This window comes from bacterium SCSIO 12827, assembly GCA_024397995.1.
Classification (GTDB): domain Bacteria; phylum Pseudomonadota; class Alphaproteobacteria; order Rhodospirillales; family Casp-alpha2; genus UBA1479.
In genome coordinates, this window is the sequence record CP073746.1 from 682,867 (window position 1) to 699,208 (window position 16,342).

Here is a 16,342-nt window from a genome sequence, read left to right on the forward strand (position 1 = left end):
GTCAATCTGCCCGTCTACCAGGCCAATTCCAATAGGTCGAGGGATCGGGCGATGCGGTCCTCGGGCGAAGTCAGGTCGGCGCTGGCGTTGAAGATCTTCACCGTGCGCGCTGCGATGCCCGGCAGGTCGTCACGCTCGATACCGAGGGCGCGCAAGCCGGTCGGCATGCCGGCGGTGCGGTAAAGGCCTTGCAGCGCGCTCGCAACGGCCTCGGCGGTGGCGGCCGCATCCATGCCGTCCCGCCACACGCCCAGGGCCTCGGCCGGAGGGCGCGCCTGGGCCGGCGTGACGTCCCGCGCCCGGCGGATGGTGGCGGCGTGGACGGCGGCGGTCGTTTCTCCCTGGCCCAATTCCGGGGCATGCAGGTGCAGAGCCGTCGCCACGGCATAATCGCTGGCGAAGGGGCCGCGCCGGAACAGGGCCTGGCCGTCGTCCTCGGCCCGGTTCTGCAAAAAGGCGGCGAGACAGAGATCGCGGCGCAGCCCGGGGGCATCCATGGCGCCGTTCATGCGCAGGTAGGCGTCATGGGCCAGGCGGAAGGCCTGGGCATGGTCGCCCGCGACCAGCGGGTTCACCTCGGCGAGGGACAGCGCTCCCAGGGCCCAGGCGAACACGGTCGTCGCCGTGGAACGCAGCAGCCCCGGTGGCGCCGACATCAAGGCCCCGTCGTCCAGGAAGACCGCCTGCGGCCGGGTCTTGGGATCGAAGTATTCCATGCGGTGGTCCAGGTCCGGATTCTTCAATCCGGTGCCGCCCCGGTTCATGGCGCTGGTCGGCGTCGTCGGCACGTTGATAATCGGCACCTTGGGCACTTCCAGGCGGGGGCTGAAGGGCCGTCCGTCCTTTGGATACTGGGTCATCAGGTCGAACGGGCTGGCCGTTTCCGACAGGAAGATGGAAACGGCGCGAACCGCGACCAGGACGCTGCCGCCGCCCACGGCTATCAGAAGGTCGGCGTTCTGGTCCCTGGCAGCCTGCGTGGCGGCGGTGACGGAGGCATAGGTCGAATCCTTGGCGATTCCATCGAACACGCCGGCGTAAAGGTCGCCGAGTGCGGCCCGGATGCGGGTGACGCAGTCGGTCTTCTGATTGACGGAAGGAGAGCAGACGACCAGGGCGCGTTTCGCCCCCGCGCGGGTCACAGCACTTTTGAGGTTCGCCTCGATAACCTCCGGGCCGCAGAATAGCCGCAGCGGATAGCTTGCGCTTTTGAAGCCGTCCCGGGCCATGGCCGGGCGGACCCTAGACCGCCGCCGCCTTGGCTTCGGCGATGTAGAGTTCGCGCAGCTTCTGGGTCACCGGGCCGGGCACGCCGTTGCCCAGGATGTGGTCGTCGATCTTGATCACCGGCATGACGAAGGCGGAGGCGCTGGTGGAAAAGGCCTCCCGCGCCTCATAGGCTTCTTCCGGTGTGAATGCGCGTTCGATCAGGGTCAGGCCCGCCGCCTCGGCGCATTTCAGCACCGCCTTGCGGGTGATGCCGTGCAGGATGTCGTTGGACAATTGGCGGGTGATGATCTTGCCGTCGTCGGTGACGATGAAGGCGTTGTTGGAGGTGCCTTCGGTGATGAAACCGTCCTCGATCAGCCAGGCGTCGTCCGCCCCCATGTCCTTGGCGGTCTGTTTGGCCAGGGAGGAAGCCAGCAGCTGCACGGTCTTGATGTCGCGGCGGTGCCAGCGGATGTCCGGCAGGGTGACGACGGCAAGGCCCTTGGCGGCGTTCGGGCTGTTCAGGATGTTCTTTTCCTGGGTGAACATGACCAGCGACGGCGTCGCGTCCTTGGGAAAATTGAAATCCCGGTCGGCGGCGCCGCGGGTGATCTGCATGTAGACCACGCCCTCGGTCAGGTTGTTGCGCTTGATCAGTTCCTTCTGGATGGCCAGCAGATCGTCATCCGAACAGGGCCGCGCCATCTTCAGTTCCGACAACGACCGGGCGAGCCGCGCCATATGCCCGGCGTTGTCGATCAACTTGCCGTCCAGCACCGACGACACTTCGTAAATGCCGTCGGCGAACAGGAAGCCGCGATCAAAGATCGAGACCTTGGCCTCTTCCTCGGCAACGTAGTCGCCATTGACGTAGACGGTGCGGGACATGATGGAGGCCTCCGGGCTCGAATTGCGATGGGCCCGGTTATACCACCGGGCCCGAGGAATCAGATAGGGTCAGACCGCGCCGAACGGGCGGTCCACGCCATCGGGGAACGGCGGGCGGAACACGTTCAGATTGGCCGATACCATGCAGTAGCAGCCGCTCAGCAGCACCAGTTCGACCATGCCCTGGTCGCCCAGGATGGCATGGGCGGCGGCGTAGGTGGCGTCCGACACCTTGCGTTCGGCCAGCATTTCCCAGACGAAACCGGTGATGGCGGCGTGCTTGGGATCGGCGGGGGCGTTGCCCTGGCGCACGGCCTCGATGGTCGCTTCATCGACGCCTTCGTTCCGCGCCACCTTGGCATGGGCGTAGAATTCGTAATCGGCCTTCCAGTGCTGACCCACGGCGCAGATGGCGAGTTCGCGCAGGTCGCCCGGCAATACCGATTCAAAGCGCAGCAGCCCGGCCAGGGTCTGCGCCGCGTCGCCGATCTTGGGCGTGTACAGATAAGCGTTGAACGGGCCGATCAGGCCGCCGTCCTGGTCCATGAAATCCATGGCGTTGCGGCCCTTGGACCGGGGGCCGGAGGTGATCTTGCCGAACAGGTCGAGCTGTTCCGGTTTCATGGAGTCCTTGGTGACGGCGGGCAGGCGGCGCATGGCGGATGTTCCTTGTGGTTGGTGGTCTATGCTTGTTTGATTTTTTCTTCGGGCCGGCGGCGGCGCGCCCCGACCTGGCAATCATCGGCGGCCTGCATGACGGGCTCGGCGAACATGTCCGGATTGTCCAGCCAGTCGAGCATCCAGTCCCCGGCGTCGAAGCCCCAGAACAGGCGCCAGCCGTTCTCGGCGGTGGCGTCCTCGATGGCGAAGGTCGGCACGCCGTAAACGCCCTTGGCCACGGCGGCGTCCGTATTTTTCTTCAATGCCTGCTTGGCGGCCTGGTCGTCCAGCTCCGGGCCCGGCGCAGGGCCGAGTGAGGCCTTCAGGTCGGCGAACACCTCGGGGTCGGCGACGTCGAGGCCCTGTCCCCAGATGGTATCGAAGATTTTTTCAACGTCCGGGGCGTTGCCCCCCCGCGCCAGGGTCAGGCGCAGGGTCGCCAGCGGATTGTAAGGATGGGTCGGCGGGGTGCGGAACGGCAGCCCCATGCGCCCGGCCTGCCAGGTGCAGAATTTGTAGGTCGCGATGCGCTTTTGCGGGATTTCCGCCGGGCCCAACTGGCCCCAAGCGTTCAGAAGGCCCGCGAACAGCACCGGCTCCAGGGTGATGTCCAGACGCTCCGTAAAGCGGTCCATCTGATGGAACTGCAGATAGGCGTAAGGCGAGATGTAATCGAAATACCAATGGGCCTTCGGCTTCGCGGGCGTGTTCATCGGTGGTCTATCCCTGTTTCTTTACCTTGGCCCAGGTGTCGCGCAGCGTCATCGTGCGGTTGAACACGGGCGCATCCGCCGTGCCGTCCTTGTCGGCGCAGAAATAGCCCAGGCGTTCGAACTGCAATGTCTTGCCGACCGGCCAGCCGGCCAGTGACGGCTCCAGCATGGCGTCCTCGATCACCTCAAGGGAGTCGGGGTTGAGGTCGTCCAGATAATCGCGGCCGCCGGAACCGGGGGCTTCTTCCCGGAACAGGTGATCGTAGAGCCGGACCTGGGCCTTCACCGCATGGGTTGCGGACACCCAATGCAGGGTGCCCTTGACCTTTCGCCCGTCCGGCGCGTCGCCGCCTCGGGTCGCGGGATCGTAGGTCGCGCGGATTTCGACGATGTTGCCCTGGGCGTCCTTGATGACGTCCGTGCAGGTGATGAAAAAGGCATAGCGCAGGCGCACTTCGCGGCCGGGCCCTAAGCGGAAGAACTTCTTGGGCGGGTCCTCCATGAAGTCGTCTTGTTCGATATAGATTTCCCGGGTGAACGGCACGGTATGGCCGCCGCCGTCCGGGTCTTCCGGGTTGTTGATGGCGTCCAGGTTGTCGACCTCACCCTCGGGGAAGTTCTCGATCACCACCTTGAGGGGGCGCAGCACCGCCATCCGGCGTTCCGCCGACTTGTTCAGATGCTCGCGCACGCAATGTTCCAGCAGCGAGAATTCGACTTGGCTGTCCTGCTTGGTGATGCCCAGGCGGGAAATGAAATCACGGATGGTTTCCGGCGGGATGCCGCGCCGGCGCAGGCCGGTCAGGGTCGGCATGCGGGGGTCGTCCCATCCCGATACGTGGCCGTCGGCGACCAGTTGCGTCAGGCGCCGCTTGGACAGCACGGTGTAACCCAGGTTGAGGCGCGCGAATTCGTACTGGCGCGGGCGCGACGGCACCGGCAGGTTCTCGATCAGCCAGTCGTAGAGCGGGCGGTGATCCTCGAACTCCAACGTACAAAGCGAATGAGTCACCTGTTCCAGGGCGTCCGACTGGCCATGGGCATAGTCATAGGTCGGATAGATGCACCAGGCATCGCCCGTGCGCGGATGGGGTTTCTTGACGATGCGATAGATGACCGGATCACGCATGTTCATGTTGCCGTGGCCCATGTCGATCTTGGCGCGCAGCACCTTGGCGCCGTCGGCGAATTCGCCCGCCCGCATGCGGCGGAACTGATCCAGGCTTTCATCCACGGGCCGGTCGCGCCAGGGGCTTGGTTTGCCCGGCTGGGTCAGGGTGCCGCGGTATTCGCGGATTTCGTCGGCCGACAGTTCATCCACATAGGCCCGGCCGTTTTCGATCAGATGTTCGGCCCATTGGTAGAGCTGTTCAAAATAGTCCGAGGCATGGAACAGGTTGTCGCCCCAATCAAAGCCGAGCCAGCGCACGTCAGCCATGATGGCGTCGATGAATTCCTGTTCTTCCTTGGCCGGGTTGGTGTCGTCGAAGCGCAGATTGCACACGCCGCCGAATTCCTGGGCGACGCCGAAATTCAGGCAGATTGACTTGGCATGGCCGATGTGCAGATAACCGTTGGGTTCCGGCGGAAACCGCGTGACCACGCCTTGGGCCCGCCCCTCCGCCAGGTCGTCGCGGATGATGTCACGGATGAAATCGCGGGGGCCGTCCGCGTCCGGTTCGGCGGAAGTTTTGCCGTCAACGGCCGCAGGGGGCGTGGGGTCGGTCATGGATGGAATTGCTCCGGTTCAGAAAAATGGGCAGCCCCGTGTTCTGCCAAAAAAACGCCGCCGCGCCAAGGAGTATACGTCCGCAGCCTAGGCCGGGTCCGGGATGGAAAACGCGACCTCGGTGCCCTTTCCGACCTCGCTGTCGATGGTCAATTCGCCCCCGTGCAGTTCGACCAGGGAGCGCGCGATGGCCAGGCCCAGGCCCGTGCCGTCGGCGGTGGCATAGGCGCTCGATTGGCCCCGTTCGAAGGCGCGGGTGATGTTTTTCAGGTTTTCCTTGGGAATGCCCTTGCCCGTGTCGGCGACGCTGAAGGTGGTCCGGTCCCCGGTCCGGCGGGCGCTCAGGACGATTTTTCCTTCCGGCGGTGTGAACTTCAAGGCATTGGACAACAGGTTCAGGATCACCTGTTTCAAGGCCCGGCGGTCGGCCTTGATGGGGCGCATCTCCGGGTCCAGGTTTACGCCGACGGTCGCGCCGTTGGCGACCCGCGCAGTTGCCGCCTTGGTACATTCGGCAAAGAAAGGCGCAAGGCGGATTGATTCGCGGCGGATCGCGCGCTGGCCGGCCTCGATGGTGGAAATGTCCAGCAGGTCATTGACCAGATCCAGCAGATACGTGCCGCTGTCGCGGATGTCCTTGGCGTATTCGACGTATTTGGGATGGCCGACGGGGCCCAGAAGCTGCTGCTTGATGATCTCGGAGAACCCCAGGACCGCGTTCAAGGGGGTGCGCAGGTCATGGCTGACGTTGGCAAGAAAGGCGGATTTCGCCCGGTTGGCGTCCTCGGCCACCTCCAGGGCTTCCAGGCGTTCGGTCTCCGCCTTGATACGGGCGCCGACGTCGCGGATGACGGCGATGAACCCGATGATGTCGTCGTTTTGGGCGCGCAGGGATGAGGCCACGGTCTCGCCGGGAAAGACCTCTCCGTTCTTGTGCCTGTAGGGGATGATACAGGGGTCCAGAATGGTATCCCCCGCCGCCTCGATGCGGGCGCAGCCGTCCCGTTTGTACACGTCTTCGTTTTCATAAAGAAATTCCGCCGTGCGGCCGATGACGTCGTCGACCTCGAAGCCGAACATCCGGGTAAACGCCGGATTGCACATGCTGATACGACGGTCCGCATCGACCAGGATCATGGCGTCGGGAACATCGCGGAACACGGTTTCCAGCAATGCCTTCTGCGAGTGAAGTTCCTCGGCCGTGCGAATCTGTTCGGTCGTGTCGCGGAAACTGATGACGCGGCCGATGATGGTGTCGCCCAGGTACTGCGGGCGGGTGTAGCGCTCGATGATCCGGCCATCCTTTAGTTCCAGGATAGAGTGGAACTCATGGCTCGGGTCCGCATAAAGCCGCTCCACATCGGCAATGAAGGCCTCTGGCTGTTCCGCAAGGTCGGCGACCCAGTCGCGCACCTTCCAGGCGTCTCGTGAGGCGATCAAGTCGTCGGGCACGGCGAACATTTCAACGAAACGCTGGTTGAATGCCTGAATGCGGCGGTCCATGGCCGTCACCAGAATGCCGTCGGCGGTCGCGTCCAGGGTCGCCTGCAGCAACGAGACGTTGGCCTTTAATGCCGTTTCGGCGGCATTCTCGCTGGTGACGTCACGCCCGACGCCACGGTAGCCAAGGAAATCCCCTTCAGGCCCGAACACCGGCTTTCCGCTGATCGAAATGTGGCGAATGTCGGCGCCGGGCGGGCGGATGTCATAGCGGAAGTCCTGGAACGGGCGGTGCGCTTCCAGATCGTCCAGGTGGTCACGCCATTTCCGGGCATTGATGTTCTCGGGCGTGACGTCGGTGCGCCGTTTGCCGATGATGGAGGCCATGTCGAACCCCAGCATTTCCCGATTGCGGTCCGAGAAGTAGGAAAACCGCAGGTCCGTGTCCATTTCCCAGAACCAGTCCGAGGCGATCTCGGCGATGTCGCGGAACCGTTGTTCGCTCTGGCGGAGCGCTTCCGCCGCTTGGTGGCGGTCTGTCACGTCGGTGGTGACGGCGATCATACCGCCGTCGGGCAGGGGCGAGCGGCGGATTTCGACGAACCGCCCAGTGCTCAGCTGGCTTTCAGTATTGAAGCGCCGGCCCTGGCGGATCAGATCCAGCATGTTTTCGGTGATTTCGTCCGGGTCGCCGGGTCCGTAATCGCCCCGCAGGGCAAGGAAGCGAAATACATCGGCCATGGGCATGCCGATGCGGATGAAGCCCTCGGGAAATTCGTAGATGTCGTAAAGAATGCGGTTTCCGGCGCGGACCATCAGGTCGGCGCCAATGACCAACACCCCCTGGTCCAGATGGTCCAGACCGGAGAGCAGGGCCGTGTCAGGCGCATCCACGGGGTGCGCTGATTTTTTATCCCTTCCCGTCATCCGAATTCTTCTCCGTCCGGAATTATGTAACAGTACTACGCCAGCGGTGGGAAATCATCTAAGCCATCGGTAGTATAACGGCGACGCGATGTTGCCGCGAAGATGAACCGCCGCCGCTTAACGGGCGCAAAGGAAATCCGCGTGACCAGGGCTGCCAGGAACGCCGTGCTGATCGTTCTCGGCTGGGGCTTCGTCGCCCTGGGCGTGGTCGGCGTCATCCTTCCGGTATTGCCGACGACGCCGTTCATGCTGATCGCGCTGTGGTGTTTCGCGCGCTCCAGCAAACGATTTCACGACTGGCTCTATCATCACCGCCTGTTCGGCCCACCACTGCGCAAGTGGGACCGTTACGGGGTCATTCCGGTTTCGGCCAAGGTTTTCGCCTGCACGGCAATGTCGGCGAGCCTTATCTACATCGTCTTTTTCCGTGATCTGCCGGTTTATCTGGTCGCCCTTACCGCCGCGGTCATGGCCTATGGTGCCTGGTTCATCCTGACCAAGCCGTCGCACGTGCCGACGGACGGGGAATCGGCCTGAGGGGCATTACGCCGCCGGGCGGTTGTTGATCAGGCGACCGCTGCCGGGTGGTTGTTGATCAAGCGACCGCTGCCGGGTCGACGATGGTCGGAATCGGGCCCTCGGCGCGGCTGTGGACGAACTGATCGACGTAAGCATTATCGCTGTCGCGCATGTCCGCTGTCGGCCCGTGCCAGATGATGCGCCCGTCATAGATCATGGTGGCATTCTGGGCCGTGCGCGCCGCACCCCGCATGTCCGAATTGACGGAAATCACCGTCGCCCCGGTCTTGTCCATGACCTCCAGGATCAGGTCGTTGATGACGTTGGACATGATGGGGTCGAGGCCCGCCGTGGGCTCATCAAGCAGCAGCACGTCCGGATCCGCCGCCATGGCGCGCGCGATGCCGACGCGTTTTTGCATGCCGCCGGACAATTCCGACGGAAACAAATCCGCCTCGCCCGGGGGCAGGCCGACCAAGCCCAGTTTCTCGATGGCGCGGTCGCGGGCGTCACGGCGGGTCATGCCGTCCTTCTGCAGCAGGCGGAAGGCGACGTTTTCCCAAACAGGTAATGAATCGAACAATCCCGATTTCTGGAACAGCATCCCGAACCGGCCGTAAAGCGCGCGTTTGTCGGCGCCGTCGAGGGATGACACATCCGTGCCGTCGATGGTGATGCGCCCGCCGTCGGGGGCGTGGACGCCGATCAGCGTCTTCAGCAAGACCGTCTTGCCCGTGCCCGATGGTCCGATGACGACCAGCGACCCGCCCGCCGGCACGCCGAGGTCGATGCCCCGCAGCACCTTGTTGTCGGCGAAGCTTTTGCTGACGTTTTCCAGATTGATGGCCGGACCGGCCATGGGCGCTCTCCCATTTCTAACCTGGGGCGGATAGTATCAACCGCGTTAGGACCAGGGAACGCTAAATGGTCGACGATCGACTTTCATCCGATATCTGGATCATGGCCCATGTGCGCCGCTGCAACGCCGACGGTGTGCCGGCCATGGTGGTGCGCCGAGGCGACGACCGGGCAGGGGCGCTGATCCTGAAGCTGAACCGCCTCGACGGCACCTGCCGGCTGCTGACCCAAGCCACGGACATGGAGGGTAAACGCGGCTGGCTCGAGGCCTTCAAGGGTGAAACCGTGCCGGAGGCCGAGGCCGACGACTACATCCAGCGCGCGATCAAGCGCGACCCGGACCTATGGGTGGTCGAGATCGAGCACAAGGACGGCTGGCATCCGTTCGAAGGAAAAAAGCTTTAGTCCTTGGGTTGTGGTGCGACCGCCCCCGTAATGGACACGGTCGTTCCATGCCCCGGTCGGCTGTTGAACGTAAGGTCGACACCGTTCAAGTCGCACAGGATATTGACGATATGGAGCCCGAGACCAAGGCCGTCATGAGCAATCTGGTGTCCCTCGCGGATTTGAAAGAACGGGCGCTGGATGTTTTCGATATGTTGCGGCTCGATGCCGGGACCATTGTCGGACACGGCAATCCGGAACGTATCTTCATCGGTGTCGATCTTGATCATGACTTTTTCGTCTGAAGGCGAGAACTTGAGGGCATTGCTGGCGATGTTTGTGACGATGCGTCGAAAGTGTTCGGGGTCGAAGCAGATCGCAGACGGTGCCGCCGAGAAGTCGATGAGGATACGGCTTTTGTCGTTGGGGTCGACGAAAACGACCTCGAAGGTTGCGACGATGCCTGCAATGACCGTTCGAGGATCGAATACTTCTTGCGACGCGACGATTTGACCGTTTTCGATGCTGCTGAGGTCGAGAATTTCTTCGATCATGAATTTTAGGCTGTCCGACGCCTTGAGAATATCATCGATATATTCCTTATACTTGTCCTGCTTCACCTCACCGAAAACACCCATCTGCATGATCTCGGCGTAACCTGAGATAGCGTTCAGGGGGGTTCGGAATTCGTGACTGATGCACGCCAAGAATTCAGACTTTGCCTTGCTGGCCTTTTCGGCGGTGTGCGTCGCGGTTTGTAGTTTCCGGGTGCGTTCGAGGACTTCAAGTTCCAGGCGATTGTTTAGCTCGCGCATCTGCGTTTCCGCTTTCTTGATTGGCGTTACGTCCTGATGCCAGACCACGCGTGCGGGCTCCCCCTTGAAGACGAGATGCCGGGAAGTCAGCATCAACCACATCTCCGTGCCGTCGAACTTTCGGCGGAGAGAGGGGTAATCCCGCACGTCCACATCGCCTTTCTGCAATTCGCGAAATGCAGCAAGGGCATCCGGATCGACCCAAGTCGGGTCGACCGTGTGGGACAGCATGTCGGACTTATCCTTGGCGCCGAACATCTTGACCAGGGCATGGTTTACGAACAGTCGCCGGTCCGTTGACGTCGAAATGATGCCGATGCCCACGGGACTGCGGTCCATGAAATCCTGAAAGATGCGTTCACCTTCCAGGTGGTCCGTAATGTCCGATTGAATGGTGACGTAACCGTAGCCGGGCAACGACTTATGGCGGACGCGGAGCGTCCGTCCGTCGGCCCTGGTGTAGACTTCGTGGCCGACCTTTCGGGCACGGTGAATGGCGGCGATGCGTTGCGTAGTGAGGTCGGCGGGGTCGCCGGGACCGTACCTGCCCGCCTCGGAAAGGAAACGGAGAATGTGAGCCATCGGTCGCCCGGCCCACGTGTACCCACGCGGGAAGCCCCAAAGGTCAAGATAGGCATCGCTGCAGTACAACAGATGATCGTCTTTGCTCCAGATGACGATGGCGTCATCCATGCCGTCGAATACGGCTTCGAGCACCCAAATCGGGACGGGATCGCGCGTTCGCCTTTCATCGATCCCTGTTACGTTGCTGACTTCCATAACGACATCCCTGTCATTGAAAATGAAATGGCGTTGTTTTTTTGTGGGAGGAATTTGCAAGAAACCTTCCGCCTCGAAACCTTGGACGCAATTTCCAGGCCAAAACACTAATGTTTCCGCGCGGCCGGTTGGGGGCGGAAATAAACCATTCAATTTCAGTTTATTAAAAGCGGGGGACACGTCTGAAAAATGTGGGGCGACGGGCCGCCCGTGCTTTCAGGCCGCCTCGCGCAGGGGGATGCGGGGCGGAGTCGTAAATTGAAAAATTCGCTTTTCAGGTTTCGCATTTACGGGACGCGCACCCCGCGGGCGCAGGGGCGGCTGGTCACGCGATGGCGTTTCTGGGCGTCTTGACGGGATCGCCCCGGCGTTTACTGGTCGACGATAAAGCCGTCCGCATGGGGGCGCATGCGCACCTTGCGCGGGAACGGCGGGAACTTCTCGGCCGCCCCGGGGGCAAGCTTCACGCCCAGGCCCGGCGCGGTCGGGATGTCGACGAAGCCGTCCTTGAAGGTCGGCACGTTGGTGACGACGCCCTTGTCGGCCAGTTCGGTGCCCGGCTCGTTGGACGTGCCCTTGTCTTCGAAGCCGACGCCGACCGTGGGATATTCCTGAATGGCGAAGTTGGGGATGGCGGCATCCAGTTGAAGTTCCGCGAACAGGCACACGGGCGACAGCGGGTTGTGCGGGATGACCTGCACGTCGTGGGCCTCGGCCAGGGCGGCGATCTTGCGCGCCCCGGTGATGCCGCCGCACAGACAGGCGGAAATGCGCACGTAATCGACGCCCTCGCGGGTCAACAGCGCTTGAAAATCATAGATCGAATTGAACCGTTCGCCGGTCGCCAGCGGAATGCTGATGCGGTCCTTGACCCGCGCCATGGCGTCGTGGCTGTCGGGGCGGATCGGGTCCTCGTAGAACATGGGGCGCAGGGGGGCGAGTTCCTGGGCGAACACCACGGCTTCGGCCGGGGTCAGGCGGCGGTGGATTTCGATGCACAGGTCAAGGTCCGGGCCGCAGGCCTCGCGCACGGCGGCGACCACGGCGACGGCGTCTTCGATCTTGCGTGCGTGGCTTTTGTAATAGGGCTTGTCGCGGTCTTCATCCAGGAACGGATTGAAATGGCCGATGGCGGTGAAACCCAGTTCCTGCATCTTCTTGCAGTTGGCGACCATCTCGTCCTTGGTTTCAGCCTTCACATGGCCGTAGACGCGGGCCTTGGTGCGGGTCGGCCCGCCCAAAAGCGCATGGATGGGTTGGCCCAGGGCCTGGCCCTTGATGTCCCACAAGGCGATGTCGATGGCGGAAATCGCGCCGCAGATGGCGGCCCCCCGGAAATGGCTGAACCGATGCATGACGTTCCAGTGATGCTCGATCGGCCCGGGATCCTTGCCGATCAGGTAATCGGCGAATTTCTCGACCGCTGTCTGGGCGGCTTCCAGCTGTCCCCAGCTGCCGCATTCTCCCAGGCCGGTGATACCGGCGTCGGTTTCGATCTCGACGAACAGGTACTTGCTGATCAGCTTCGGCGTGATTTTAGTGATCTTCATGGTCGGGTCTTTCAACAGATGATATCGGGCCGCCCCTTGGGGGCGGCCCGACAATCAGGTCAAGGTGCCAATTCAGGCAGGCGGATCAGGCCGCGCCGCCCAGAAGTTTCTTGGGGTCGAACGCGCCCTTGGCCTGGATCGCTTTCCACACTTTCTGCGGCGTCAGCGGCATGTCGATATGGGTGACGCCGTAATCGTTCAGCGCGTCCAGCACCGCATTGACCACCGCAGGGCAGGCGCCGACGCAGCCGGCTTCACCGGCCCCCTTGACGCCGAGCGGGTTCTTCTTGGTCGGCGCACCCTCGTAATAGCCGATCTCCATGTTGGGGATTTCGTCGGCATGGGGCAGGCCGTAATCCATCAGCGAGCCGGTCACCAACTGGCCATTGTCCGGATCGTAGACGATGTCTTCCAGCAGAGCCTGGCCGATGCCCTGGGCGACGCCGCCCATGACCTGGCCGTCGGCCAGCATGGGATTGATGATGGTGCCGAAGTCGTCCATCACCCAATAGCCCAGGAATTCGACCATGCCTGTGTCCGGATCAACCGCCACGGCCGCTGCATGGACGCCGTTGGGGATCGAAATCACGCCCCGTTCGAACACCGACGAATGGTCCAGACAGCCTTCATCCATGCCTTCGGGCAGCTTGTCCTTGTCCATGGAGGCGTCGATCACGTCGTTCATGGACACGGACGATGCGCCCGCCTTGAAGGTGCCGTCCTCGAATTCGACCTCGTTCGTTTCCGACTGCAACAGACGGGCGGCAACGGGCTTGGCCAGTTCGATGATTTCCTGCGCGGCCTGCTGGACGGCGTTGCCGCCGACCTCCATCCCGCGCGATCCGCCATGACCGCCGCCCAAGGGTGTGGCCGTGGTATCGGATTGGCGGAACTTGATGCGATCCATATCGACGCCCAGGTTGGCGGCGAGAATTTGGGCCAGGGAGGTTTCATGCCCCATGCCCGTGGAGGACGTGCCGACGGCAAGGTCGATGGAGCCGTCCTTGTTGAAGGTTACGCCCGCGTGCTCCTTCGGTCCGCCGCCCGTGCATTCCAGATAGGGGGCGACGGCGAAGCCGAATTTCTTGCCGGCCGATTCCGCCTTGGCCCGAAGCGCACCCAGGTCTGCCTTTTCCGCCATCTTGAGGGTTTCCTCGAACAGCAGCGGGAAATCGCCGGAATCCACATCCAGGCCCATGGGGGTCTTGTGCGGCAGCATTTCCTTGGGCATCAAATTCTTGCGCCGCAGTTCGATGGGGTCGAAGCCCAGCGTCCGGGCCGCGTATTCGACGATGCGTTCGGTCTGGAAGGTCGCTTCCGGCCGCCCTGCCCCCCGGTAGGGGTCCATGGGCGCGGTGTTGGTCAGCACGGCCTTGCCCGAATAAAACATGGCCGGGAAGTTGTAGGGCCCACCCTGGGTCCGGGCCGAGCCACCCGTGGGCGTGAACGGCCCCACGGTCCAGGCATAGGCGCCGATGCCGCCGACGGTGGTCGTGCGCAATCCTAAGAACGTGCCGTCCTTGGTCAGCGCCAGTTCCACGCGGGACGACTGGCCCCGGCCGTGGGTATCCGACAGGAAGCTTTCCGAACGCGAATTGATCCACTTCACCGGCCGGCCCAGGCGCTTGGCAGCATAGAGGCACAAGGACGGTTCCGGATAGCCCGAGTTCTTGGCCCCGAAACCGCCGCCCACGTCGGGCGCGATATGGTCAAGCTGGCTTTTGTCGATGTTCAAAACCTCGGCGAAGGTGTCGCGGTTGGCGTGCACGTTCTGCGAGGCGTTCCACAAGGTGTACTTGTCCGCCGCCGCGTCATAGGCGGCGACGCAGCCGCGCGTTTCGATCGGCACGGCGGTGACGCGGTTGTTCAACACGTCGAGGGAGACCACATGGTCGGCCTCGGCAAAGGCCTTGTCCGTACCGGCCTTATCGCCCAGTTCGAAATTCAGGCACAGGTTATTGGGGATGTCGTCCCACAATTGGGGTGCTCCGGGCTTCAGGGCTTCGACCGGATCGATCACGGCGGGCAGTTCCTCGTAATCGACCTCGACCGCGTCCGCCGCCGCCTGGGCCTGGCCCAGGGTTTCGGCGACCACCAGGGCAACCGGCTCACCCACATAGCGTACCCTGTCGATGGCCAGCGCGTGGCGCGGCGGCTCCTTCAGTGGCGTGCCGTCGGCATTGTTTTTCACGCCCGATTTGGTCGGCATGGGCTTGAAGCCCTCGCGCAGCCAGTCGTCGCGGGTGACGACCAGAAGCACGCCGTCCATGGCCATGGCGGCCGAGGTGTCGATGGCGTTGATGACGGCATGGGCATAGGCCGCACGCACTACGACGGCGCGGGTCTGACCATCCAGGTTGATGTCGTCGATATAGCGGCCGTGGCCGGTCAAGAAGCGCTGATCCTCGAACCGCTTGAGGGATTCGCCGATTTTTACGTTGCTCATGTTTCCGTACTCCCCCTTCAGCCTTGCCCGTTGGCTTGATTGACGGCCCGTTTGGCCATGACGCCGATCAGATTGGCGCGGTACTCCGCGTCGGCATGCATGTCGGTCATCAGGTCGTCGGCCGGTACGGTGACGCCGCTCAGGGCGTCGGCTGAGAAATTATTGTTCAAGGCGTCTTCGATTTCCGCAGCACGGAACACGCCGTCCTGGCCTGCCCCCGTAACCGCGACGCGGACACCCGATGCGGTCTTGGCGACGAACACGCCGACCAGGGCATAGCGCGAGGCCGGGTTGGGGAATTTGCCGTAACCGGCCTTTTCCGGAACCGGAAACTTGACCGCCTTGATGATCTCGCCGGGTTCCAGGTTGGTTGCGAACATGCCGTCGAAATAGTCCTCGGCGGACAATTCGCGCTGATCGGTGACCACCGTGGCCCCCAGCCCCATGACGGCGGCGGGGTAGTCGGCGGAAGGATCGTTGTTGGCGAGTGAGCCGCCGATGGTGCCCCGGTTGCGGACCTGGGCGTCGCCGATGCCGCCGGCCAGGACCGTCAGCGCGGGCAGCACGTTCTTGATCTCGGCCGATGCGGCGACGACCGCGTGGCGGGTCATGGCGCCGATGGTCACGAAGCCGCCGGCGACCTCGATCCCCGCAAGGCCGTCGACCTTGTTCAGATCAACCACGTCCGTCGGCATGGCCAGGCCCTGCTTGAGGACCGGGATCAGCGTCTGACCGCCGGCCATATACATGGCGTCGTCGGCATTCGAATGGGTGGCGGCGGCATCGGAAAGCGACGCGGGCCGGGTGTCATTGAAATCTTCCATGTCGTTTCCCCTCAGCCCCGAAGTGCCTTGGCGCCGTCAAGGACGGCGGCGACGATGTTCTGATAACCCGTGCAGCGGCAAATGTTGCCTTCCAGTCCATGGCGCACATCGGCCTCGGTCGGGGTCGGGTTGTCTTTGACCAAGGTCATGGCGCGCATGACCATGCCGGGAGTGCAGAACCCGCACTGCAGACCGTGATGGTCGTTGAAGGCTTTCTGCATGGGGTTCAGCTGACCTTCCGGGGCAAGGCCCTCGATGGTCGTGATTTCGGCGCCGTCGGCCTGGGCCGCCAGCATGGTGCAGCTTTTCACGGCCTGGCCGTTCAGATGCACGGTGCAGGCGCCGCATTGGCTGGTGTCGCAGCCGATGTGGGTGCCCGTCAGTTTCAGGGTTTCGCGGATGAACTCGACAAGCAACGTACGGCCCTCGACGGACTTGGTAACCTGCTCGCCATTTACGGTTAGGGATATTTCTGGCATGGCCCTTTCAAACCCTTGTTCAGGGCTTGTCCTGGATGATTTTTGGATGAATGGCGTCTACGCGCCTGGAATAATTGTATACAAATCATATAACAGGACTCCACCATCAGGAAAACCCGCT

General features: G+C 62.9%; 14 protein-coding genes. 2 read left to right on the top strand and 12 right to left on the bottom strand.

Features of this window, described 5'->3' with window-relative positions:
• Positions 1 to 14: 14 nt before the first annotated feature.
• The 6 genes from KFF05_03215 to KFF05_03240 all read right to left on the bottom strand — a co-directional run bounded on the left by KFF05_03215 (position 15) and on the right by KFF05_03240 (position 7,566).
• Positions 15 to 1,229: an iron-containing alcohol dehydrogenase gene (locus tag KFF05_03215; protein UTW52400.1), complete on the bottom strand. Its 1,215-nt coding sequence runs from the start codon at positions 1,227 to 1,229 to the stop codon at positions 15 to 17.
• Between the two features lie 13 nt (positions 1,230 to 1,242).
• Positions 1,243 to 2,097 (bottom strand): D-amino-acid transaminase, encoded by an 855-nt coding sequence (locus KFF05_03220; GenBank protein ID UTW52401.1) that lies wholly within the window; start codon positions 2,095 to 2,097, stop codon positions 1,243 to 1,245.
• A gap of 69 nt (positions 2,098 to 2,166) precedes the next feature.
• On the bottom strand, positions 2,167 to 2,754 hold the full coding sequence (locus tag KFF05_03225) for a carboxymuconolactone decarboxylase family protein (GenBank protein ID UTW52402.1): 588 nt from the start codon (positions 2,752 to 2,754) through the stop codon (positions 2,167 to 2,169).
• Between the two features lie 26 nt (positions 2,755 to 2,780).
• The gene (locus tag KFF05_03230) at positions 2,781 to 3,470 is read right to left on the bottom strand and encodes a 2-hydroxychromene-2-carboxylate isomerase (protein ID UTW52403.1); all 690 of its coding nucleotides are present in this window, start codon (positions 3,468 to 3,470) and stop codon (positions 2,781 to 2,783) included.
• Positions 3,471 to 3,477: 7 nt separating this feature from the next.
• Positions 3,478 to 5,199: a glutamine--tRNA ligase/YqeY domain fusion protein gene (locus KFF05_03235; GenBank protein ID UTW52404.1), complete on the bottom strand. Its 1,722-nt coding sequence runs from the start codon at positions 5,197 to 5,199 to the stop codon at positions 3,478 to 3,480.
• 87 nt (positions 5,200 to 5,286) lie between these two features.
• Complete coding sequence (locus tag KFF05_03240; protein ID UTW52405.1) at positions 5,287 to 7,566, bottom strand: PAS-domain containing protein; 2,280 nt, start codon at positions 7,564 to 7,566, stop codon at positions 5,287 to 5,289.
• Positions 7,567 to 7,668: 102 nt separating this feature from the next.
• Between KFF05_03240 and KFF05_03245 the strand changes: the two genes are divergently transcribed.
• Positions 7,669 to 8,103 (top strand): YbaN family protein, encoded by a 435-nt coding sequence (locus KFF05_03245; GenBank protein UTW52406.1) that lies wholly within the window; start codon positions 7,669 to 7,671, stop codon positions 8,101 to 8,103.
• A gap of 58 nt (positions 8,104 to 8,161) precedes the next feature.
• Here the strand turns inward: KFF05_03245 and KFF05_03250 are convergent, their stop codons facing one another.
• Positions 8,162 to 8,944 (bottom strand): ATP-binding cassette domain-containing protein, encoded by a 783-nt coding sequence (locus tag KFF05_03250; GenBank protein ID UTW52407.1) that lies wholly within the window; start codon positions 8,942 to 8,944, stop codon positions 8,162 to 8,164.
• A 65-nt stretch (positions 8,945 to 9,009) separates the two neighbouring features.
• On the opposite strand from KFF05_03250, the gene KFF05_03255 reads away from it, so the two are divergent.
• On the top strand, positions 9,010 to 9,348 hold the full coding sequence (locus tag KFF05_03255; GenBank protein ID UTW52408.1) for a DUF1491 family protein: 339 nt from the start codon (positions 9,010 to 9,012) through the stop codon (positions 9,346 to 9,348).
• On the opposite strand, the gene KFF05_03260 is transcribed toward KFF05_03255, so the two are convergent.
• From KFF05_03260 to KFF05_03280, 5 genes are all read right to left on the bottom strand, one after another.
• Positions 9,345 to 10,922 carry a PAS-domain containing protein gene (locus KFF05_03260; GenBank protein ID UTW52409.1) on the bottom strand — a complete coding sequence of 526 codons (1,578 nt, stop codon included), beginning with the start codon at positions 10,920 to 10,922 and terminating at the stop codon, positions 9,345 to 9,347. The genes KFF05_03255 and KFF05_03260 overlap by 4 nt on opposite strands.
• 371 nt (positions 10,923 to 11,293) lie before the next feature.
• Positions 11,294 to 12,472 carry a galactonate dehydratase gene (gene dgoD, locus KFF05_03265; GenBank protein UTW52410.1) on the bottom strand — a complete coding sequence of 393 codons (1,179 nt, stop codon included), beginning with the start codon at positions 12,470 to 12,472 and terminating at the stop codon, positions 11,294 to 11,296.
• A gap of 85 nt (positions 12,473 to 12,557) precedes the next feature.
• Positions 12,558 to 14,918, bottom strand: a complete 2,361-nt coding sequence (locus KFF05_03270) for a xanthine dehydrogenase family protein molybdopterin-binding subunit (GenBank protein ID UTW52411.1) — start codon at positions 14,916 to 14,918, stop codon at positions 12,558 to 12,560.
• A 17-nt stretch (positions 14,919 to 14,935) separates the two neighbouring features.
• A complete protein-coding gene (locus KFF05_03275) occupies positions 14,936 to 15,742 on the bottom strand; it encodes a xanthine dehydrogenase family protein subunit M (GenBank protein ID UTW52412.1) in 807 nt (268 codons plus the stop codon).
• A gap of 11 nt (positions 15,743 to 15,753) precedes the next feature.
• Positions 15,754 to 16,221 carry a (2Fe-2S)-binding protein gene (locus tag KFF05_03280; GenBank protein ID UTW52413.1) on the bottom strand — a complete coding sequence of 156 codons (468 nt, stop codon included), beginning with the start codon at positions 16,219 to 16,221 and terminating at the stop codon, positions 15,754 to 15,756.
• Between the last annotated feature and the right edge of the window lie 121 nt (positions 16,222 to 16,342).

Excerpts from the sequence above, each read along its gene's own strand:
- KFF05_03215 (UTW52400.1), bottom strand. The coding sequence starts at position 1,229 with ATGGCCCGGGACGGCTTCAAAAGCGCAAGCTATCCGCTGCGGCTATTC.
- KFF05_03220 (UTW52401.1), bottom strand. The coding sequence starts at position 2,097 with ATGTCCCGCACCGTCTACGTCAATGGCGACTACGTTGCCGAGGAAGAG.
- KFF05_03225 (UTW52402.1), bottom strand. The coding sequence starts at position 2,754 with ATGCGCCGCCTGCCCGCCGTCACCAAGGACTCCATGAAACCGGAACAG.
- KFF05_03230 (UTW52403.1), bottom strand. The coding sequence starts at position 3,470 with ATGAACACGCCCGCGAAGCCGAAGGCCCATTGGTATTTCGATTACATC.
- KFF05_03235 (UTW52404.1), bottom strand. The coding sequence starts at position 5,199 with ATGACCGACCCCACGCCCCCTGCGGCCGTTGACGGCAAAACTTCCGCC.
- KFF05_03240 (UTW52405.1), bottom strand. The coding sequence starts at position 7,566 with ATGACGGGAAGGGATAAAAAATCAGCGCACCCCGTGGATGCGCCTGAC.
- KFF05_03245 (UTW52406.1), top strand. The coding sequence starts at position 7,669 with ATGAACCGCCGCCGCTTAACGGGCGCAAAGGAAATCCGCGTGACCAGG.
- KFF05_03250 (UTW52407.1), bottom strand. The coding sequence starts at position 8,944 with ATGGCCGGTCCGGCCATCAATCTGGAAAACGTCAGCAAAAGCTTCGCC.
- KFF05_03255 (UTW52408.1), top strand. The coding sequence starts at position 9,010 with ATGGTCGACGATCGACTTTCATCCGATATCTGGATCATGGCCCATGTG.
- KFF05_03260 (UTW52409.1), bottom strand. The coding sequence starts at position 10,922 with ATGGAAGTCAGCAACGTAACAGGGATCGATGAAAGGCGAACGCGCGAT.
- dgoD (UTW52410.1), bottom strand. The coding sequence starts at position 12,472 with ATGAAGATCACTAAAATCACGCCGAAGCTGATCAGCAAGTACCTGTTC.
- KFF05_03270 (UTW52411.1), bottom strand. The coding sequence starts at position 14,918 with ATGAGCAACGTAAAAATCGGCGAATCCCTCAAGCGGTTCGAGGATCAG.
- KFF05_03275 (UTW52412.1), bottom strand. The coding sequence starts at position 15,742 with ATGGAAGATTTCAATGACACCCGGCCCGCGTCGCTTTCCGATGCCGCC.
- KFF05_03280 (UTW52413.1), bottom strand. The coding sequence starts at position 16,221 with ATGCCAGAAATATCCCTAACCGTAAATGGCGAGCAGGTTACCAAGTCC.